A 21,306-nucleotide genomic window follows, 5' to 3' on the forward strand; every position below is an offset into this window, starting at 1 on the left:
CACGGCGTTCAATACGTCTCTAACCCACGCCATCTTACACGCTTGTGGTTCCCCACAGACGCACCGCCAGCGCCAGCGAGAGCGCGTTTCTCGCGCGATTTCAGGCAATCCGAACTCAGGGCTAATGAATAATGTTCAAAGAACTGTTCCACCGTGCAAGAACTCTGACTTCTTAGACAGAGCAACTTCCACCATGTTCTTCTCAGAAATTAGTTGTGCCGCATCGCTATCCACATAGCCAGCAATCTCAATCAGGTTGTCTAGCTCGTTCGCAATATTCTTACCTAGCAAATGCTCATGGTGGGCAATCCTGTTTCGCAAACGTGCAAAGCGATTCAGCTTGTCACGCAATTGTGCTCTCCGACCATTGAAATTTGGAAATGCCTCTTTCAGGCACGGTTGCCAAAGAGTCTGTTCATAATTCAGAAACCCTTTCCCAGGTGCAGAACTCCCCTCATTAAGAAGACTAATCCAGATGCCTAATGACACTTTTCCAACGAAAATATCGCCTGTGATTGAGTCAGTTCGTTTACGCCGCTTGACCTCGTTCAACTTCGTCTTAAAGGCCTCATAGTCTCTGGAGGTCAAAAGGAGATATCGCGTCTTCAGAAAATCTCCTTCTTTGGAATTCTTCACGAAGTTCTCACCATCGCGTACCAAAGTGTGCCAACCATCAACCGGTGAGACATCGAAATATGCGCAAAGGTGATCATTTATTGAGTTACGAACAATCACTTCTACAAATGAAATCCACGGCCAAAGCGCGCCCGAAACAAATGAGTCCCAAAAATAAAGGCGGGCAGCAGCGATCTCGAGCTTTCTATGAAACTCGAGTTCTCCTTCACTCTCAGACAAGAGCTCAATTGGCGCTTTGCCTAGAGAAGGACAAGCCCTCACAGCTGCCTCACGGTAGGTATCCATGCGCGGTTCGGATACCAAAAGATCCATATCAAGATCACTAAACTTCAATTCCCCGCCCCCGAAAATTCAAGTGCCCCGAGCGTCCTGTCGAACAGAACCTTCGCCTTACGGCTCAATCTCGGAGCTAACACGATTCATGCTAGTTCCTAACTTTTCTTCAGGCAAGTACTTTACCCATACGTATCCCGCGGCCCCCGGCCCTTGACGTGGAGGGGCCCGTACCGCCAGTTCTTGGTCTTTGGCGGGTAGACATGCAGCTTCGTGATCACGCCGGGGCCGATCTTCTCCGCAATCTTGGACAGCACCGTGGACTGCATGTACTTCAGGTTTGTCGCCCACGCTGTTTGGTCGCAGGAGATAAAAACCTCCCCGTTTTTGATCATGGTCACCTCGGTGTGCTGGGCGATCTTCTCCCCCACCAAGGACTCCCAGTTGCCCATCACCCAGCCGTGCGCGATGGATTCCGTCCACTCGCGCTGCGCGATCTCCTTCTTGATCAGGGACCCAAAGCCCTTCACGGCATAGCTGCGCGGCAACGCGCGCCCATCCGCACCCGTCGGCCGGCCAAAAAGTGGCCGAGTTTTTGTCGCCTCCGGTGTGAGGTCCAATCCCGGAACCATCACTCCTTCTAGTGTCGGGTTGCCCTTACCGGTACTGCGCCGCGGAATGACGTTGGCGCCCTGCCGGTTCAAGTTTGGCAGTTTGCCGCCGCGGCGCTTCGCCGTGGCGCGGAGGTTCTCAAACGTGGAGGCGACCAAGTCTTGTGGTGGGGTGTGCTCGGTCACTGGTCCGCCTCTTTCACAGTGGCCTCCGTAATGCGGGAGATCCCATCGACCATCTCCACGAAGTAGCGCGCGGACACATGGTCGTCGAGGTTTTCCGGCAGGTCATCGCCGACAGCGGCAGTGATGAGCACTTGCTCTGCTTCTTCGGCGACGGCGACGAGCCGTTGACGTCGTTTAGCATCAAGCTCCGCGAAAACGTCGTCGAGAATCAGCACCGGCGCCGAACCATCCGCCGACAGCAACGCGTACTCCGCGAGGTGGAGCGACAGTGCGAAAGACCAGGTCTCACCGTGGCTGGCGTAGCCCTTCGCGGGCTGTTCGCCCAGCATGAGCACAAGGTCATCGCGGTGCGGGCCCACCAACGTGGTGCCGCGATCAATCTCCTCGCGGCGGCGGCGCGACAGTTCCGTAAGAAACGCAGCTTCGAGGATCTCCACCGTGATCTCCTCGTCGCCGGCGAGTTCCTTCACCGCGCGGTCCAAGGTGGATGAGTAGCTTATCTGTGCGGGCCGGGATTCCGGCGCCACCGACGCATACGCCGCGTGTACCTGTGGTGCCAGCTCATTGGTGAGCTTCATCCGGCCAGCCACCACCTGGGCGCCGAGGCGTGCCAGCTGCAGATCCCATGCGTCGAGAGTGCTCAGCGCACTGGCGCCATCATCGTCGTTGTATCCCCTGCGCAGAGCCATATTCGACGTCCGCAAAAGCGCATTGCGCTGACGCAACACCTTGTCATAATCCGCCTTCGCCCCACCGAAACGCGGCGCGCGAATGGCAGCCAGCCCGTCCAAGAACCGGCGGCGTTCTGCCGGCTCCCCCGCCACGAGGGCGAGATCCTCCGGCGCGAACACCACTGTGCGCAGGACCCCAAGGATTTCGCGCGGGGACTTCAACCGCGTCCGGTTAATCTGCGCCTGGTTCGCCTCCCGCGGGCTGATGAGCAGGTGCGTTGTCAGCTCCCGGCCTTCATTGACCGTGGTGGCTGAAATCCTGGCATTCGCGGCACCCGCCCGCACCAGCGGCACATCCGAGGACACCCGGTGGCTGGCCAACGTCGCGGAGTAAATCACCGCCTCCACGATGTTGGTTTTGCCATGGCCATTGCGGCCCGAAAACACCGTGACCCCCGGCTCGAGCGACAACGACAACTCAGGCCATGAGCGGAAGTCACGCAGATCGAGTTCGCGGAGATACACAAAAACCCCCGGGGTTTTTTGATGACAGCTGTTTACCTGGCGTTTTAACCCGGCAGGCGCACCGGCATAAGCAGGTACGTGAAGTTGGTGGCCGGAGTATCAAAGCTTCCGTCCGCATTCGCCTCCGGCATCTCCTCCGGCTCCGGGATCATGATCGCTGGGCGGGACGATTCCGTGAAACCAAAGACCACACGGTCCGTAGGAATCACCGACAAACCATCGCGCAGGTAGCCCGAGTTGAAGGCGATGAGCAGCTCATCCTCACCCGTGAACGCACACTGCAGGGACTCGCTCGCCTCACCGGAATCAGCACCGGATGCAAACAGCGTGACCTCGCCCGGCTTGAAGTGCATGCGCAGCTGCGCATTGCGGTCAGCCACCAGGCTCACGCGGCGAATAGCTTCCACGAGCGGTGCAATTTCGACGCTTGCCATCGACGTATGCGTCTTCGGCAACAGCGGCTGAATGTTCGGGAACTCCGCATCCAGCAAACGAGTGGTGGTTTCACGGTTCGCGGAGTGCAGACCAAACAGGCCTTCCCCACCCACGTTGTCACCGGTACCCACGGCGATTTCCACCGGCTCTTCCAGGTGCGTATCCAGCGTGCGCGCATTGTCCAACAGCGTCTTCGCCGGGATGAGCAACTTTGCCTCCACGTCCTGGCTCACCGGCTCCCACTCCAGGGAACGCAGTGCCAAACGGAAACGGTCCGTCGCAGCCAGTTGCACACGGTTGCCGTGGACTTCCATGTGCACACCCGTGAGCATCGGCAACGTGTCATCACGGCCGGCAGCGGAAGCAACCTGCGTGATAGCACCCACAAAATTCGAGGTAGACAGCCTGCCGGTCACCTCCGGCAGCGTTGGCAACTGCGGGTAATCATCCAGCGGCATGAGCGGCAGCTCAAAGCGCGCGGACCCACCCTGAAGCAGCAGGCGCTTGCCTTCGACCACCGACACCTCGACCGGCTTCGCCGGCATGTTGGACACAATGTCCGCCATGAGCTTGCCGGCTACAGCAACGCGACCCGGCTGATCCACCTCGGCGCCGATGCGCACCCGAGTGGATACCTCATAGTCGAAGCCCGCGAACTCCAAACCGTTGTCATCAGCAGTGATGACCACTGCACGCAGCACCGGCTGAGTGTTCTTCGTAGGCAGGTTGCGGGCGACCCACGCGACAGCGTCCGTCAGGTCATCCTTGTGCACGCGGAATGACACGTTGATGTCGTCCATGATCTGCTCCTTGGTGGTCGGAAGAGGTGGGAGCTCATGACTGCTCATCGGCATTAGCCCCACATCTGCCCAAGATTACAAGTTCTGCGCTCCACCCTAGGCAGTGGGTGCGAGACGCACCACTTGTGGTTCCCCGTCGCGGCGCCCGAGCCGCCGAAGTTATCCCCACGCTCTCTTTCTCTTGGGATTAATACTAAGAAAAGAACCGGTAAGAACAATAGGTCCTGTGCATTCTGTGGAGATCCCGGTTTCGGTGCACGGTAATTGTGATTTTGGGGTGTGAGCCACGGGTGTGGACAACCTGTGGATAACTCGGATCATCTGTGGAATTTCAGATTCTTATTCCCATTCCTCACAGCCGAAGGTGAGTTATCCACCCCTCACTCACAGCCTTGGGCACACCATGTGGAATCAGGGACGATGCTGCTAAGGGCCTGTGGATAACCAAAACTGTGACTAATCTCATTTAATTACAACGGTGGAATTACACAGGTGTGAATAACTCTGTGGATAACTCAGCGGGAAGGGTGAGGGGGAGACGTGGGTTAAGTGTCAAGGCCCGTTGCCCCGCTGAGCCACCGGCTCTCTGTGTAAAATTTTACATTGCACCGGTAACTACCAAAAGATAGAAATTTTCTACCAGGGGTTTCATCCGGGCCGATTTTTTGCGTTGTAAATTTTTACACACGCCAGGGGACGTCGAAAAGCAAAAAAGACCGCCCCACGTGGGAGCGGTCCTTGTTATGAACTGAGTTAGCGTGCGCGGACTCGATTTTTGATGATCTGGGTGAGTTCCTGGATCTCGTCGTAGGTCTCGCGGTTCTCTGTCATTTCCTTGCGGATCTTCCGGTTGGCATACATGACCGTGGTGTGGTCCTTGCCGCCGAACTCCTGGCCGATCTTGGGCAGGGACAAATCTGTCAGTTCGCGGCACAGGTACATGGCCAACTGGCGAGCATGCGCAACGGTGCGCGTCTTGCCGGAGCCGGTGAGCCGATCCATAGAAATACGGAAGTACTCCGCAGCTACTTCCTTGATGGTGGCGGCAGTAATAGTGATGTCGCCTTCATCAGGAAGAATGTCGCGCAATGCAACCTGGGCAACCTCAAGCGTGATCGGCTCATTGATCAAGGAGGAGTACGCCGAGACCCTGATCAATGCACCTTCGAGCTCACGAATGGAGGACTCGAATTGGGACGCGATGAGGGTCAGCACATCGTCACTGACCTGGGTGCCGTCGGCGGCAGCCTTCTTCATCAAGATGGCAATACGCGTTTCCAGGTCTGGCGGCTGAATATCCGTGATCAACCCGCCCTCAAAGCGCGTGCGCAGGCGATCTTCCAGCGTGGTCAGCTGACGCGGCGGACGGTCAGAGGACAAAATGATCTGCTTATTCGCCTGGTGCAGTGCGTTGAAGGTGTGGAAGAACTCCTCCTGAGTACCTTCCTTACCTTCCAAGAACTGGATGTCATCCACCATGAGGATGTCCAGGTCGCGGTACCGGCGCTTGAAGGATTCCTGCCGGTCATCGCGCACTGAGTTGATGTAGTCATTCGTGAATTCTTCCGAAGACACATATTTAATACGCAGATTCGGCTGCAGCACGCGGGCGTAGTTGCCAGCCGCGTGGAGCAAGTGCGTCTTGCCCAGGCCGGAGCCGCCCCAAATGAACAGCGGGTTGTAGGCACGGGCTGGGGTTTCCGCCACTGCGACGGCCGCACCGTTGGCAAAGCGGTTGGAGGAACCAATAACAAAGTTCTCAAACGTGTACTTCGGGTTCAGCGACGTCTCACGGTTTGGATCCACCGCCGGCTTCTCACGCGGAATACGCTGCGGCGCCGGCACAATCGGGTGCGCCGACTGCTGGCGGGGAGACTCCTCCACCAGGTTCTCCTGCTGCTGCGCGTGAATTCGGGCGAGCTCATCAAGGCCCATCGGTAGCTGTTCGCCGGCGATGGGTGCGGAAGGTGCAGAAGGTACAGAAGATACAGCCGGCTCCGGTGCTGCCGGTGCTACCGATGCTGCAGTGTGCTCCTCCCCTGCCGACTGCGAGTAGGTGGAGTACCACTGGCGAGCGGGTTGGCTCTGGGGTTGGGCAGGTTGATCTGGCTGGACCGGTTCTGCTGGCTCTGGTGCCTGCTCTGCGGGAGAACCTGCAGAAACTGTCACGGCTAGGGTGCACGGCATGCCCATGCGTTGGCTGAGAAGTTCACTGATGTGCGGGGCCAGGCGGGTTTCCACCACGTTTTTGGCGGCGGCGTGCGGGGCGGACAAAATGCAGTAGCCCTCGCCGAGAACCACCGGGTGGCAGAGCTGTAAGTAGGCGCGGTCACCGGGGGTGAAAGTGGGCACGTTGGAGTTGGGGCGCTCGGAGAGGGTGAGCAGTTCGGCAACGATGTCGTGCCACAGGGCGTCAAGCCCCTGCTGTTCGTGTGCCATGCCTCTCCTACCAATTTTTCAGGAACCGGCCCCACGGTTATCCACGGGACTATTCACATCCGCGGCGGGATGGAATCCCCGCTCTTACCTTGTAATCCACAACTTTATCCACAGGTGTGAGTCTTTGAGTTGTGGGGTTTATCCACAAGATATGCCTCTCCCTGTGGAAAAACAATTAAGACTCAAAAACCCGCTGTGACCTGCTCGTTTGAAATAGTTGGTGCAAAAACCTCAAGTGATAGTTGAGGTTTATCCACAACGGGGACCAAAACGTTCTTGTGAAGTTGTGGTGATAGAAACTTTCTACTCGGTAAGCACGTGGACTGTCTAGAAAATGGCTTTTTCCGGCCTTCGCTGAAGTGGGGTCGGGGGGTCGCTGAAATCGGGGTCGGGACAACGTGGTGGTGTGATTGACAGGTCTCTTGCAGGTTGCCTCGGCGTGTCGCTTTTGACCTGCGGAAAAACACACGCTTGTAATTTCGGGGGTAGTTAGGAAACCAGTTGCTCGCCCCCGCGCGTCGATTTGTCAGCAGGGCTAACGCTGCCGTATTCTGTCGTGGTCTGTCACACCTGTCACAGGGTGTGCGTGAGAGCGTTATCTGCGCCGAGCACCGGGCCGCAGCCCACAACAACCCCAGGTAGTGGGGTGGATGGGAAGCGAGTCAGCTCGGATAACGCATGCCTCAAGCCCGAGGATCAGTAGGACTCGAGCTACCTAAGAGCAATCTCACTACTAGAAGTTTTCCGGCTGCCTTAACCCCGGAAGGCGTGTGCACCACCGCACCCACGTTGGAGCAGTGGAGTACCGCCGCAGGCCGCCACGACGTCAAGGAGTCACCGTGCCTAAGCGGACTTTCCAGCCCAATAACCGTCGTCGTGCCCGCAAGCACGGCTTCCGTACCCGTATGAGCACCCGCGCCGGCCGCGCCATCGTTTCTGCGCGCCGCAAGAAGGGCCGCAAGAGCCTCACCGCGTAAGTGCTTTGTAGTGCTGCCACGCCCACATAAGCTCACGTCATCGGCGGACTTCCGCCATGCAATGCGCAAAGGTGGACGTGCTGGCACCCGCACCGTAGTGGTGCATTACTACACCCGAACCGAGCCCATCATCACTGGTGGTCCACGGTTCGGGTTAGTTGTATCTAAGCAGGTAGGTAACGCTGTTGCCCGGCACCGGGTGAGTAGGCAGTTGCGGCATCTGTGCTTGGAGATCGTCGATAAGCTTCCGCGCGAAACCGACGTTGTCCTGCGGGCACTCCCGGCGAGCGCGGAGGCCTCAACCGAGGACCTGCGTAAGGATCTGGCAAACGGCCTTAAACGAGCGGCCGCGAAACACGCATCATGAGCCCACGTAATCCCGCACAGCGTGTCGTCCTTGCGTTACTGCACCTTTACCAAAAATATCTGTCACCCCTTAAAATGGGACCAACATGCCGCTTCGAGCCCACATGCAGTGCCTACGCTTTGACCGCCGTGTCAGAACACGGCGCATGGAAAGGTAGCTGGCTCGCCGCCACCCGCCTATGCAAGTGCGGGCCATGGCATCCAGGCGGATACGACCCCGTACCACAAGTCAGGAGTTAGACCCCAGTGCTGAATTTCATCTACTGGCCGATCTCTGCCGTCCTTTGGTTCTGGCACAAGGTCTTCGGCTACATCTTCTCCCCCGATTCGGGTGCCTCCTGGATCCTGGCCATCGTGTTCCTCACCTTCAGTATTCGTGTGCTTTTGGTGAAGCCGATGGTCAACCAGCTCCGCTCTGGCCGGAAGATGCAGGAGCTCCAGCCGAAGATGGCGGAAATCCGTGCCAAGTACGGCAAGGATCAGGCCAAAATGGCCGCGGAGACTCAGAAGCTCTACAAAGAAGCCAACATGAACCCACTGGCCAGCTGCATCGTGCCGCTGGCGCAGTTGCCTGTGTTCATTGGTCTTTTCCACGTGCTGCGCTCCTTCAACCGCACCGGTACTGGTGCCGGTGGCCTGGGCATGAGCGTGGAGCAGAACCGCAACACGGCGAACTACATCTTCTCTCCTGAGGACGTGCAGTCCTTCCTGGATGCCCGCGTGTTCGGCGTGCCGCTGTCGTCCTACATCTCCATGCCGCAGGAGCAGTATGCAGCGTTCGCCCCAGTGGACTTCACCAAGACCAACATCATCATGGTGGCTCTGCCGCTGATCCTCATCAGCGTGGTGATGACGCACTTCAACGCCCGCCTGTCCATGAAGCGCCAGCGTGAGCGCATGGCTAAGCGCAAGGCTGAAGAGGCAGCAAAGGGCAAGAAGCCGGCAAACAACGGCCCGATGTCGCCGGAACTCATGGAAACTCAGATGAAGACCATGAACGGCATGATGCTGTGGTTCCTCCCGGCAACGCTGCTGATCACGGGTGTGTTCTGGCACATCGGCCTGCTTACCTACATGGTGACCAACAACGTGTGGACCTTCGTTCAGTCCACCATCGTCTTTGCCAAGATGGACCGCGAAGAGGCCGAGGAAGAAGAAGCACGCCGCGAGGCGAAGCGCGCTTCCGCACCGCTGCCGGGTGCCCGCAAGGTGGATAACCGCACGAAGAAGCAGCGTCAGGCAGACGCAAAGAAGCAGAAGTAGAGCCCATGTCGGACAACCTTTCCCACGCTGAGCCAGCTCCCGCCGCTGCAAGCACCGTCTTCGGTGACCGGCTGGAGCTCGCCCAGGCCTACCACGACTCGCTGGCCACCACGGCAGCGGAGCGTGGCTTCATCGGCCCGAAAGAGGTCTCCCGTCTGTGGAGCCGCCACATTCTCAACTGCGCTGTCATCTCCGAAGCATTCAGCGAAGGCCAATCCATCGCGGACATCGGCTCCGGTGCCGGCTTGCCTGGTATTCCGCTGGCCATCGCGCGCCCAGACCTTTCTGTCACGCTGATCGAGCCGCTGCTCAAGCGCTCCTCTTACCTCGGTGAAGTCAAAGAGGAACTCGGCCTAGACAATGTCACCGTCATTCGCGGCCGCGCGGAAGAGCAAAAGAAGATGCTTTTCGACGTCGTGACCTCCCGCGCCGTCGCCCCCCTCGGCAAACTCGCCGTCTGGTCGCTGCCGTTGGTGCGTCCGGGAGGGGCGATGGTGGCGATGAAGGGGGCGTCGGTAAGCGAAGAGCTTGAACGCGACGCGAAGGTCATTGCGAAAGCTGGCGGCGTCGACGCGGAAATTTTCACCGCGGGCGATGCTGTGCTGGAGCAACCCACCACCTTGATCCGCATTACGCGGGCAGGCTGAACGGATGTCGCAGGCATTTATTAGAGTCTGTGTGTAACAAGTTTTGATGCAGTCACTTTAGGAATACTTTAGGGACACTTTAGGGAGCAACGGGAGGCCACGTGGACGACCAGCAGTGGGACGACACCCCCATCGCGGCCGCCGCCCGCCGCGCCGCACACATGAACACCGGACAGGCCACCGTGCCCAAGCCCGATGAGCCCCGTGTGATCACCGTGGCCAACCAGAAGGGCGGCGTAGGTAAAACCACCACCTCCGTGAACATGGCTGCCTCCCTGGCCAAACTCGGCTGCAAGGTCCTAGTGATTGACCTGGACCCGCAGGGCAACGCCTCTACCGCTCTTGGTGCCGCCCACCGCGATGGGGAGACCTCCTCCTACGAGGTCCTCATTGGCGCCGCCACCGCGGAGCAAGCCCTCCAACAATCTGACCCGAACTTGTACTGCATCCCTGCCACCATCGATCTCGCCGGCGCGGAAATTGAACTAGTCAGCCTGGTCCGCCGCGAATACCGCCTGGCCGACGCGTTGCGCCGCGGCTTTTTGAAGCAGCACGAATTCGATTACGTCTTCGTGGACTGCCCACCATCCCTCGGCCTTTTGACCATCAACGCGATGAATGCCGTGGACGAAGTGATGATCCCTATTCAGTGCGAGTACTACGCACTCGAAGGTGTGGGCCAGCTGCTGAACAACATCAGCATGATCCGTCAGGCACTCAACCCGAACCTGCACATCTCTGCGGTGCTACTGACGATGTTTGACGGCCGCACCAAACTCTCCGAACAAGTCGCCGCCGAAGTCCGTGGCCAGTTCGGCGAGGTGGTGCTCCGCAACGTCATCCCTCGCTCCGTCAAAGTGTCCGAGGCCCCCGGCTTTGGCCAAACCGTCATCGACTATGACCCAGGCTCCACCGGCGCCATGGCTTACTTCGACGCAGCCAAGGAACTAGCAACCCGCGGTGACTATCAGCCGCACCCAACCACAGGGCCCATCGGCGTGAGCCCCGAGATCGCCGCCCAACTCGGCCAGGAGGACAACTAATATGGCGCAACAGCGTAAAGGCGGACTAGGTCGCGGTCTCGCTGCCCTGATCCCATCCAACCCGGACCACCACCAGAAGACCGGCCCGCTGGGTGACAGCGCCGCCGACGTGATCATTGGCGGGTCGAAGGGCGCGCGGAATGCTGGGGCTTCTGCTTCTTCTTCGGGTTCCTCTGCTTCTTCTTCGGGTCCCTCTGCTTCTTCTTCGGGCGCACGCCCGAAGAAGGGTGCCCCTTTGATTCCTGGTGCACCGGTGATTGGCGGCTCCGCAACTGGTGGTAAGCGTTCTGGCACGGTGCCGGCTGCTATGGCCAGCGCTGATTCTTTCGGGGCGACTTACCAGGAGATCCCCATCGGGGACATCTTCCCCAACGCCAAGCAGCCGCGTACGGAATTTGATGAGGATGAGCTCGCCGAGCTGGTCCATTCCGTTAAGGAATTTGGTCTACTGCAGCCGATCGTGGTCCGCCCAGCCAAGGACGGCTACGAGCTCATCATGGGTGAGCGCCGCTGGCGCGCGTCCTCCAAGGCGGGCCTCAAGCACATTCCCGCGATTGTGCGTGAGACCTCCGATGAGGACATGCTGCGTGACGCGCTTCTGGAGAACATCCACCGCGTCCAGCTGAACCCCCTCGAAGAAGGTGCTGCCTACCAGCAGCTTCTTGATGAATTTGGGGTCACCCAAGAAGAACTCGCCGACCGCCTGGGCCGCTCCCGCCCGACGATCACGAACACGATCCGCCTGCTCAACCTGCCTGTGCCAGTGCAGCGCCGTGTCGCCGCTGGTGTTTTGAGTGCCGGCCACGCCCGTGCACTGCTGGCCGTCAAGGCCGGGGCAGAAGCCCAGGAGCAGCTGGCGGACCGTATCGTGGCGGAGGGCCTGAGTGTGCGCGCCACCGAAGAGGCTGTCGCCCTGCTCAACCGTTCGGGTGCGCTGCCGGAGAAACCCAAGCGTCAGCCCACCCCGCAGCCGGAATTCCTCACCCAGGCCGCTGACCGTCTTGCCGATGAATGGGACACCAAGGTCTCCGTCACCATGGGTAAGCGCAAGGGCAAGATCGTCGTGGAATTCGGGGACCGCGAGGACTTTGAGCGCATCTTGGCCCTCATCGAGGGCCGGGAATAGGGAGATTTAAGGCTGGCACTCGAGAAATCTGACAGTCGCGCCGAGCCCTTGAAAGACCAAAACCCCCTGACCAGGGGGTTTAAAAATTGGGCTAGCGGGGCTGTGTTAGAAATCTCGATTGGCCTGCAACCTTTAGTCGCGTTCCTCCTGCAGGAGCTCCTTGAAGGAGTAGGTGCCCGTCGGCTGAGTGTCCTGCTCCAGCAGGTAGAGGCGCTTGACGGCGACAACGATGGCCTCGGCGATCGCGTCGCGCTGGGTTGGGTCGGTGACAATGGACACGTCATGCGGGTTAGTCAGGTAACCCAGCACTACTTCCACAGACGGCATCTCCGTCATGCGGAGCAGCTCCCACGTGCGGCCGTGGGTGTAGCAATTGCCCAGCTCCGTGCGCGCAACAATCTCACGCTGGATGAAACCGGACAGGGTTTCACCGGTCATGGAGGACGCGCCCTGCTCCGAACCGAAGTAGAACGTGGCCACACCGTTGGCCTTGTCGTTGTGGTAGCGGTCTAGCTGCAAAGAGATGAGCAGATCCGCATCAAAACCATTCGCCATATCGGCGCGCGCCTTCGGCGTGGGGTGATCACCGCGGGGGCGGGACATGATCGTCTCCATACCGGCAGCGATCATGCGGGCCTCCACGCGGGAGGCCAGATCCCACAGGATTTCCTCCTCGGAGATCTGTCCGTGGGGGCCAGTGACGTTCATGGTGTTGGCCACATCAATATTCGGATCAATCACCACGCGCTTACCCGTCAAACGTGGGCCAGCCATGCGGACAACCTCACGCTCACGGATCGCCTGGGTGGAACCACCAGTGATGCGGCGACCCAGCAGACTCAGCGCGTGGAGCGTTTCCGGCCCACACATGCCGTCATCCTGGATGCCGTAGTTCAACTGGTAATTCGACAGGGCCTCATGCGTATCCGCACCGAAGTGGCCATCGATGCGGCCGGAATAAAAGCCCAGCTCCTGGAGCTGCTTTTGCAGTTGGCTCACGTCATCACCGACCATGATCTGGTTCGGCTGGTAGCTCAACACACGCGCGCCAAGAGTGTAGGAAGCCTGACGCAGTTCGCGCAGCGTCAAATCATCAATCTCACCCGAGGGCAAAATCCCGCGCGACTGCTGGAAGGCTTTGAGGGTGTTGGCCAAGTCTTCGTCGAAAAGCATCTCTTCCGGCGAGAACTTACGGCGACTCCACTCCCCCACGTCGCCTTCAAAGCCGGTGAGCAGGCCCAATCGCGCAAGCGTTGAGCGGACCTCAGCGACGCGCGGGCTCGAATCCCCGACCCCAAGACGTCCTATCACTGCTCACCTTTCTTTGTTAACACGTACCGGACCAATCTTACTGTCCGCACGTAGCAAACTGGCGAAGGTCCCTCGAGAGTTTAAAGGTGTGCCTCGAGGCGCTCGATGATGGCCTCCTTCGGCTGCACGCCAACGAAGTTATCCACCACTTCCCCATCCTTGAAAATCAGGAGGTTCGGGATAGACATGACCTGGTAGGTGGCAGCGAGCATACGGTCCTCGTCCACATTGACCTTGACCACCTTCGCGCGGCCGGCCATCTCCTCAGCGACCTCTTCGAGTGCCGGTGCCAGGGCGTGGCACGGGCCGCACCAGTCAGCCCAGAAGTCCACGAGCACCGGACCGTCGGCGTCAATGACCTCATTCTTAAACGTGAACTGATCAGCTTTGATAGAACCCTGCATTGTTTGCTCCTTTATGGGTTGTGGTTGATGTGTTTCCCGGATGTGTTTCCCTATTGTGTCCTACGGCGCCACGCGGTGGGCCGGATTGGAAAACAACCTGAAAACTTTTAGATGGAAGCTGCTTTTTACAGCGCTTCCAGGTAGTGCTCCGCATCCAGGGCCGCGCGGCAACCGGAGCCGGCAGCCGTGATGGCCTGGCGGTAGTAGTTATCCACCAGATCACCTGCGGCGAAGACACCCGGAACAGAGGTCTTCGTGCTTGGGTGCTCAACGGTGACGTACCCAGCCTCGTCCGTAGCCACCTGGCCGTCAAGGAAGCCGGAGCGCGGATCGTGGCCGATAGCCACGAACATGGCGGTGGCGTCCAGGGTGGATTCCTCGCCGGTCACCGTGTTCTTCAGGCGCAGACCATTAACCTTGCCGCCGTCCTCGAGGACCTCTTCCACGACGGTGTTGGTGAGAATCTCAATCTTCTCATTGTCCCGCACGCGGTCCAGCATGATCTGGGACGCACGGAACTCCTCACGGCGGTGAATGAGCGTGATCTTGGAACCAAAACGGCTCAGGAAGGTTGCTTCCTCCATCGCCGAGTCACCACCACCAACAACGGCGATGTGCTGGTCCTTGAAGAAGAAGCCGTCACACGTTGCGCAGGTGGACACGCCGCGGCCGGTCAGCTCCTGCTCACCCGGGATACCCAGGTGGCGCGGTGCCGCACCGGTGGCCAGAATGACAGCGCGGGCAGCGTAAACCTCATCGCCGACGTGGACCTTCTTGATGTCGCCGTCCAGCTCAACGCTATCCACCAGCTCAGCGCGCAGGTCCGCGCCGAAGCGCTCTGCCTGGGCACGCATCTGCGTCATCAGCTCGGGGCCCATGATGCCGTTTTCAAAACCAGGGAAGTTTTCCACCTCGGTGGTGTTCATCAGCTCACCGCCGAACTCCCAGCCCTCAAACACCAGCGGTTTAAGGTTGGCGCGCGCGGTGTACAGCGCAGCGGTGTAGCCGGCTGGGCCGGAGCCAATGATGATGACGTCCTGCGTTTCTGACGTGGTGTTCGGTTCGGTCATGCGTGCCAGTGTAACGCGCTCCTGCGACACCGGCTTATCCCAGCCCTCACCTGCACTTATCCCACCGGTTCGTCCGCAAAGTAGTCCACGATCATCTCGCGCGCACGGTGCCGCCGGGACTTCACGGTGCCGGGTGCCACGCCCAGTTTGCGGGCGGCGTTGTTGATGCTGAACCCTTGGACGTCGATAAGCATGAGCGCACGCCTGTTGGCTGATGGCATCTTGGCCAAGATCTGACGCAGCGCCATGATCCGATCGAAGTGCGCCAGCGGTGTGTACGCAGCGGCGGTGACGATGCCCGGGCCCATCGTGTCCTCATCATCCAGGCTCAGGTGCCGGCGCTTGTTGTCCGCGCGTTTCGCGTGGTCATAGCCCGCGTTAATCACCAGCCGGCACAGCCACGTGGCCAGCGCCGCCTCCGAGCGGAAGGTATGCATGTGCAGCGAGGCCTTCAGCAGCGCCTCCTGCACGATGTCCTGCGCATCTTGGTGCGTGCGCGCATTCTTGCGCGCCACAGCAATCAGACGCGGAGTATGCCTATCGACGATCGCCGCAAACGCCCGCACATCCCCCTTCAAATACGCCGCCGCCAAAGCCTCATCCGACCAAGCGCGCTGTGTGCGCTGTGTGTGCTGAGCTTTTCTGCGCTCAATGTTCTTCATCGTGTTGTTCATGGTTGTCCCCCCAGACAATCCCAATACCCCGATATGTGTCCTTGACATGTGCCCTCATTGTGGCATGCGGGTAGACGCCATGCCAGCAAAAAGTGTCCACTTAAGTGGACATCGGCGGACAAGATTGTGGAAGGATCATGGCGGCCAAAAAGTCGGGGGCTTTTTGCTCACCGTTTCGTGCGCACTTAGCGCGTACGCGTTCCGACGATGGTGATGTCCCGCATCACCGCCGGTTTCCCATCCCAGTCGCGCTCTTGCGTCGGCGCCTTGATGGCAACGACGACGCCACTGAGGTCCTTGAGCTCACCCTGCTGTGCCTGCTCGGCGACCGTGATGGTGAAGCGCTCCTCCGGCAGGGTGCCGTTGGCAATCACAGGCAGGTCCGCATCGGTGGCGGACGCGCCGGATGGGAGGGCGAAGACCGTGTAATCCAGCCCGCCGGTCTGGCTGTCCAGGATGATGCTGCGCGGGGTGAAGCTGGTGCTCCCGGCGCGCTCAACGGCGGTGAGCACGATCCGGTCGCCCGGCTCAACGGTGGCAGTGGTGGCGGTATCCCCGTCCGTGAGCGGTGCGAAGGTGGAGTTGGTGGACACAGAGGAGATGATCACTGGCAGGCGCACTGTGTCGCCGGAGTCCTTTTCTTCTTTCTCCAGCTGCTCTGCTTGCTCTGCCTGTTCCACCGAGTTCTTGGTCACTGGCGCATCGGGGTTGCTGCTGAAGTGGCTGACCACGTAGACGGTCAGGGCAGCAACGGCGACAACCGCAACGATGGCGATGGACACCAGTGCCGTCGTGCCGGCGGTGCCCACATCACGCGCGCCAAAGCCAGCGACACGGGCCGGTTGCGGTGTGGTTTCCGGGGCGGGCTGGGGTGCTTCTAGGGGTGCTGCTGGGCCTTCTTCCAGGCCGTCTTCCAGGTCTGCGTCTGGTTGGGTGGCGGACATGAGCAGTTCACGTGCGGAGTCCCAGGCGGCGGCATCGGCCTCCGCACTCGCGTTGGCCAGCACCGTGGGGAAGGCCAGAACCACCACGCCGCTTTCGGTGACGCGCATGCGGTTGCGGTTATCCAGACCCAGCGCCAGGCCCTGTTCATGGGCGTATTCCATGGATTCCGTCAGCGGCACCATCGCCTCATGCACGGCGTCTTCCAGCAGCGGCGTGGTCGATTCCGCCACGGCCTGCAGGGAGGAGCCGGCAATCCACTCCGCCACGACTACGCAGCCGGTGCGGTAGGAAATGATGTCAATGATTGGGGCGACTGCCGGCAGATTCAGCTGCGCAATTTGGCGGGTGCGGTGGGCAACCCCAGCAGCATCGAGGGCAGCTTGTCGTGGGGTGACTGGTGCCAGCGGAGCGGCGCCACACGTATCTACGAAGGTCAGGGCCACCATCCGCCCGGTACGCAACTCCGTTGCCTGCCAGAAGCGGGCATTGCCGGCGGAGCCGTGATCGCGCAGGAGACGGAAACGCCCATCCGATACTGCCGCGCCGGGCACGAGACGCGGGCCGCGGACAACACCAGCGGACATGGGGGGTGGGATGGGGGAGGCGTTGAAGGTGTCGTCGATAAGAAATTGGACCGGAACCTGCTTGGCCGCAACTGTGTCTGCGGGCGTGGTGCGAATGATCTTGTTCAGGCCCGGGATGCGTGCGAGCGCGGCGCCGAGGCTACGGACTTCCGCGAGGTCGGAGAAGGACAACACGATGCCGGTGACGATGACGAAGATGATGCCCAGTACCGCGACTTGCACCAGCAGACCCACCGAACCCGGAATGAGCGGCGGCAGGATGCGCAGGAGGTAGCGCGCGACTAGTGCTGCGGCGATACCCACCAGGCCGGCTGCTGCCGCCCACACGGTGGTGTGCAGGACAGCGCGCGCGCCGAGGTTACCCAGCTTGCGGTGCAGCAAGAACGCACCGACGATCGCGCCGGCGACAAAACCGAAGCCGTTGGCGGCACCGAGCAGCACCACGACCTGTTCGGGGCTGGCCGCCACGGTGGGCGCGAGCATGGCCAGAACCACCTTGGTCACCGTGATGCCGGCGATGATGAAGGTGGGCGTCCAGGCCTCTTCTCGCGCGTAGAACACGCGCAGGTGCAGCATCACTAGGGCGTACGGGATGAGCGTGAACGCGGAGAAACTCAGCGTCATGCCCAGCGTGCGCGCATCCGTCTCCGTGAACTGGCCGTAGTGGAACAGTGCAACACCGATGTCGGGGCCCAGCGCCGTCATGAAGATGATGATGGGAATGAGCGCGATGAAAGTGAGCTTCGTGCCCAACGTCAGGTCACGCACCACCGCCGCATCATCGCCATCGGCCGCATTGCGGGACAGGCGCGGCATGATCGCGGTGAGAAGGGTGACGCCGATGATGCCGTACGGCACCTGCAGCAGCAGCCAGTGCTGCATGTAGATCGCCGGGGCGGAACTGTAGGCCTCCGAGGCGATGCGGTTGTTGATGATGTAGCCCAGTTGGGAGATAGCAACGTACGTGACAATGGCTACGGCCATGCCACCGAACTGCTTCAGGCGGTCATCCAACCCCCACAGCGGGCGCAGATCAATGTTGAGGCGACGCAGCGCCGGCACCATGATGAGGCACTGCACCACCACACCCAGCGTGGTGCCCAGACCCAGCAGCAGCACGTGCGGGTCCATCACGCCGGTCGGATCATCCTTGTCAATACTGCCTGGCAGCAGCATGTACAAGGCCAGTACCGCGATGGACACCAGGTTGTTCACCACCGGCGCCCACGCGCCGGGCCGGAATACTTCCTTGGTGTTCAACACCGCCATGAAAAGGGAGAACAACCCGTAGAACATGATCTGCGGTAAGAGCAGATAGGCAAAGGATGTGGATTGGATGACATTGACTTCACCGTCCGCATCCAACATCACCCGCGTGAGCAACGGCGCCGCTATCACCGTGACCACGGTGACCACCGTGACCAACGTCAGCGTCAGCGTGAACAGCCGCCGGATAAACGCCGCACCCTGATCCGGGTCCTCCTTCTCCGCGCGCACGAGCACCGGCACCACCAGTGCGGTGAGAACCGAGCCGAGCACGATCTCCGTGATCATGTTCGGCAGCGTGTTCGCCGTATTGAAGGCCGACGCCACTGCACCGCCAAGCGCGGAGGTGATCATCACCGTGCGGATGAACCCGGTGATGCGCGACATCAACGTCGCCACAGCCATCGAGCCGGTTGAGCGCACGACAGAATTGTCGCTCGTGGGCTTGCGTTCAAGCTGCGTCACAGGTGCTCCAAAGAGATCAAAGAGAGTTATGGCAGAACCGCCAGGGGGCTACTGCCAGGGGACTATGCGTATGTTAGCCCTCTTGCGCCACAGCTTGTACCCCGTTAGACCCGCGTGACCCACGCCGCTTCCCCCGCTGGAACATCAACGCCAAAACGAAGAGCGCGCTGGCACCGGCGATGATGATCCAGTTCTGCACCGCACCACCGGCGGTTTGGACCGCGATGTCCACCGGTTGGGAGATCGGCTGGCCCTTCGGGGTGGCCAGGTAGAGCTGCAGTTTCGTCTGGTCTTCGCGGTCTTCCAAGTCGGCCGTCATCTGCAGGGTCAGTGAGCCGCGCGCCGGGATGCGGAATTCAGCCGGTGTGTTCAGGTGCGCGCCAGCGGGGCCGTTGTACAGAATCGATGCGTCCACCGGCAGCGGCAGACCGTTTTCCGCCACGATGAGCAGCGGCGATGACTCAGACGCGCGGGTGTACACGTTGCCCGGTGGGATGAGGTTGATGGCGGCGCGCAGACCAGCCAGGGCATCGCGGTTGCCGTTGAGGCGTTCTCGCGTCCGTTGCTGCGCCTCCATGTACCCGGTGTAGGACCGTCGGCCCGTCACCGTCAGTGCGTTGAGCAGATCTTGGCGCAGTGGCAGGGTGTAGCCATACTGCGTCAGCGCGATGGCGGGGTCGCTGCCGAGGAGGGCGGTGAGATCGTCGATAAACGCCCCCTGCTGCGACGCATTGAGCACTTCCGTGTCGGAGTAGACCGTCGGATCGGCCTCCAGCAGGCTTGGCGCGCCGGCGATGAGCTGCGCCGGATCAGCCGGCAGGCGCATGTAGTCCTCCAGGCTCATGGGCACGCTTGTGCGCTCGCGGAACAGTTCGGCGACCGTCTCCATCACCGCGCGCGCCGTCGTGGGCTCCCACGCAGCCGGCGGCGCCACGAGGACAGGCTCCGGCGCCTCAGAGCTCTCCCCCACCACAACGTGCGAATTCGCCAGCGTGCGCACCGCCGTCGCCGCCGTAGTATTGCGCGCTACTTCCGAGTCCCGCGTGTAATCAAAGCGCAGGTGATCGTCCGAAAAACCCGTTGTCTCCGGATTCGGCCCCGTCGTGGCCAGGATCGACGCGAGCTGATAATCAAAGCCCACTGAGACCACGCCGGGCCGCAGATCCGTGAAACGACTATGCGCGGAATTCACGTTCGTGGTGTTGTTAGCCACCAGCACGCGCACTGTTTCCGCTGGTTGCGGCGCCGCAATCCCCGCCGCATTCGGCATCGCCGGATCATCGAGGGTGCTCCGCTGCTCACCTTCCACGCGCCCATCCGGCGCACGGTCCGCGGTGTCGCTGGGATTGCTTCTCGACGCTTTCTCCCACGCCGTCTGCATCCCCACCTCCGGCACCGTGGACTGGCTGTGATCAGCCCATCCCATACCGGCCACGGACTCCTCGGTGACGTAGCCAGCCCCCGGCAGCACCACGTTGCGCGTGATCGGGGTGTCCAAGACGCGTTCGGCAGTGAACGTTCCCCGTTCCACTGCCTCACGCATGAGCCAGCTGTTACCAGTACGTGCCACGGCTTCTAGGTCCGTGTTGGCCCACGGCATGGCCAGCACGCACTTGTCCTTCGCCGCTGCCTGGATCTTCTCCAGCCACGCCGTGGCATCATCGGCGCCGGTTCCTGGCGTGGAACCCGCCCCTGAATCAGAACTACCCCAGGAATCACGCAGGCGCTGGCGCTTCTCCGCCGGTGCTGGCCTGTCATCATTCACGGTGTAGCCGCCCGCCATCCTGGCCACGGTGTCCAGCAGCGCCGGGTCCACCGCCATGCAGGTTTCATCCCCGGCACCCAGCTCGGCATAAATATCCACCAGCTGGTCCAGCCGGCCACCCGGCGCGATCTGCCCCGCCAACTGCTCTGACTCCAGAATCAGCGGCGGCCGGTTCGGTGCCTCTCCCGTCTCCCCCGGCACAATGTCAACCGGTGCGGTGATCGGGTACAGCACGGACATGCCGGCGGGCGTGCGTTCAAGCTCGTCAACGCCTGACGTCCCCTGCGCACTCCCCTGCCCAGTCCCCTTCACCGTCATGTGCCAGCGCTCCGTATCCACGATGGCACCGGCATTCTCGGCCACGACCATCACCGGGCGCGTCACGGTGGTGGGGTGTTCTTCGGCGCTGAACGTGACCTCTACTTCTACGTCCCCGCCTGCTGGGACGCTCGGAACTGTCACCTGCTCACCGGCAATCGCGTACTCCCCCACCTGCGCCACCGTGGCTGCCCGCGCATCCGTCAGCGACCCGGAGACCGGTCCCCGGCGCGGCGTCAGCGTCAGGCCGGTGGCGGGTTCAGAGCCTTCATTGTGCACCCGCACCTTCACCCGGATGGGCTCGCGACTGGGGGCGGTGGAGGGGGCGCTCATAAGCGAAATACCCACACCATGCGTGCCTTCGCCTAGCCTGATCTGCGAGTTTACCCATTGGTCCGCCACTGCCGGATTATCCGGCGCGAGTGGCACCGGGATGGACTGCGCCGCTGCGAGTGGGAGCCCAGCAGTACACGCCGCAGCACACACCGCAGCAGCCATCAAAATCC

At 60.9% G+C, this 21,306-nt stretch carries 18 protein-coding genes; 7 read left to right on the top strand and 11 right to left on the bottom strand.

Annotated elements, in window-relative coordinates:
- Positions 1–135: 135 nt before the first annotated feature.
- From L8U60_RS06180 to dnaA, 5 genes are all read right to left on the bottom strand, one after another.
- Positions 136–948, bottom strand: coding sequence for a hypothetical protein (locus L8U60_RS06180; protein WP_269965497.1), 813 nt, complete (start codon positions 946–948; stop codon positions 136–138).
- A 143-nt stretch (positions 949–1,091) separates the two neighbouring features.
- Positions 1,092–1,706, bottom strand: a complete 615-nt coding sequence (locus L8U60_RS06185) for a DciA family protein (RefSeq protein WP_269965498.1) — start codon at positions 1,704–1,706, stop codon at positions 1,092–1,094.
- Positions 1,703–2,902 (bottom strand): DNA replication/repair protein RecF, encoded by a 1,200-nt coding sequence (gene recF / locus L8U60_RS06190; RefSeq protein WP_269965499.1) that lies wholly within the window; start codon positions 2,900–2,902, stop codon positions 1,703–1,705. Before recF ends, L8U60_RS06185 begins: the two co-directional genes overlap by 4 nt.
- A gap of 44 nt (positions 2,903–2,946) precedes the next feature.
- Positions 2,947–4,137, bottom strand: coding sequence for a DNA polymerase III subunit beta (dnaN, locus tag L8U60_RS06195; protein ID WP_269965570.1), 1,191 nt, complete (start codon positions 4,135–4,137; stop codon positions 2,947–2,949).
- 753 nt (positions 4,138–4,890) lie between these two features.
- Positions 4,891–6,438 carry a chromosomal replication initiator protein DnaA gene (dnaA, locus tag L8U60_RS06200; protein ID WP_420840166.1) on the bottom strand — a complete coding sequence of 516 codons (1,548 nt, stop codon included), beginning with the start codon at positions 6,436–6,438 and terminating at the stop codon, positions 4,891–4,893.
- A 977-nt stretch (positions 6,439–7,415) separates the two neighbouring features.
- Between dnaA and rpmH the strand changes: the two genes are divergently transcribed.
- The 7 genes from rpmH (at position 7,416) to L8U60_RS06235 (ending at position 11,998) form a co-directional block, all read left to right on the top strand.
- A complete protein-coding gene (gene rpmH / locus L8U60_RS06205; protein ID WP_084576676.1) occupies positions 7,416–7,553 on the top strand; it encodes a 50S ribosomal protein L34 in 138 nt (45 codons plus the stop codon).
- 10 nt (positions 7,554–7,563) lie between these two features.
- A complete protein-coding gene (gene rnpA / locus L8U60_RS06210) occupies positions 7,564–7,920 on the top strand; it encodes a ribonuclease P protein component (protein ID WP_269965501.1) in 357 nt (118 codons plus the stop codon).
- Positions 7,917–8,159 carry a membrane protein insertion efficiency factor YidD gene (gene yidD, locus L8U60_RS06215; RefSeq protein WP_269965502.1) on the top strand — a complete coding sequence of 81 codons (243 nt, stop codon included), beginning with the start codon at positions 7,917–7,919 and terminating at the stop codon, positions 8,157–8,159. Before rnpA ends, yidD begins: the two co-directional genes overlap by 4 nt.
- A 6-nt stretch (positions 8,160–8,165) precedes the next feature.
- Complete coding sequence (gene yidC, locus L8U60_RS06220; RefSeq protein WP_269965503.1) at positions 8,166–9,182, top strand: membrane protein insertase YidC; 1,017 nt, start codon at positions 8,166–8,168, stop codon at positions 9,180–9,182.
- Between the two features lie 5 nt (positions 9,183–9,187).
- Positions 9,188–9,829, top strand: coding sequence for a 16S rRNA (guanine(527)-N(7))-methyltransferase RsmG (gene rsmG, locus L8U60_RS06225; RefSeq protein ID WP_269965504.1), 642 nt, complete (start codon positions 9,188–9,190; stop codon positions 9,827–9,829).
- 101 nt (positions 9,830–9,930) lie between these two features.
- A complete protein-coding gene (locus L8U60_RS06230; RefSeq protein WP_269965505.1) occupies positions 9,931–10,872 on the top strand; it encodes a ParA family protein in 942 nt (313 codons plus the stop codon).
- A 1-nt stretch (position 10,873) separates the two neighbouring features.
- A complete protein-coding gene (locus tag L8U60_RS06235; RefSeq protein WP_269965506.1) occupies positions 10,874–11,998 on the top strand; it encodes a ParB/RepB/Spo0J family partition protein in 1,125 nt (374 codons plus the stop codon).
- A 132-nt stretch (positions 11,999–12,130) separates the two neighbouring features.
- Here the strand turns inward: L8U60_RS06235 and L8U60_RS06240 are convergent, their stop codons facing one another.
- From L8U60_RS06240 to L8U60_RS06265, 6 genes are all read right to left on the bottom strand, one after another.
- Entirely contained in the window at positions 12,131–13,309 is a 1,179-nt protein-coding gene (locus L8U60_RS06240) for an N-acetylmuramoyl-L-alanine amidase (protein WP_420840160.1), read from the bottom strand.
- Between the two features lie 80 nt (positions 13,310–13,389).
- Entirely contained in the window at positions 13,390–13,713 is a 324-nt protein-coding gene (trxA, locus tag L8U60_RS06245) for a thioredoxin (protein ID WP_269965507.1), read from the bottom strand.
- Positions 13,714–13,838: 125 nt separating this feature from the next.
- Positions 13,839–14,783 (bottom strand): thioredoxin-disulfide reductase, encoded by a 945-nt coding sequence (trxB, locus tag L8U60_RS06250; protein WP_269965508.1) that lies wholly within the window; start codon positions 14,781–14,783, stop codon positions 13,839–13,841.
- 56 nt (positions 14,784–14,839) lie between these two features.
- Positions 14,840–15,457, bottom strand: a complete 618-nt coding sequence (locus tag L8U60_RS06255) for an RNA polymerase sigma factor (protein ID WP_269965509.1) — start codon at positions 15,455–15,457, stop codon at positions 14,840–14,842.
- A gap of 185 nt (positions 15,458–15,642) precedes the next feature.
- On the bottom strand, positions 15,643–18,717 hold the full coding sequence (gene murJ, locus L8U60_RS06260; RefSeq protein WP_269965510.1) for a murein biosynthesis integral membrane protein MurJ: 3,075 nt from the start codon (positions 18,715–18,717) through the stop codon (positions 15,643–15,645).
- 73 nt (positions 18,718–18,790) lie between these two features.
- Entirely contained in the window at positions 18,791–21,298 is a 2,508-nt protein-coding gene (locus tag L8U60_RS06265; protein ID WP_269965511.1) for a DUF6049 family protein, read from the bottom strand.
- Between the last annotated feature and the right edge of the window lie 8 nt (positions 21,299–21,306).

The organism is Corynebacterium meitnerae, from assembly GCF_027570075.1.
GTDB classification, from domain to species: domain Bacteria; phylum Actinomycetota; class Actinomycetes; order Mycobacteriales; family Mycobacteriaceae; genus Corynebacterium; species Corynebacterium meitnerae.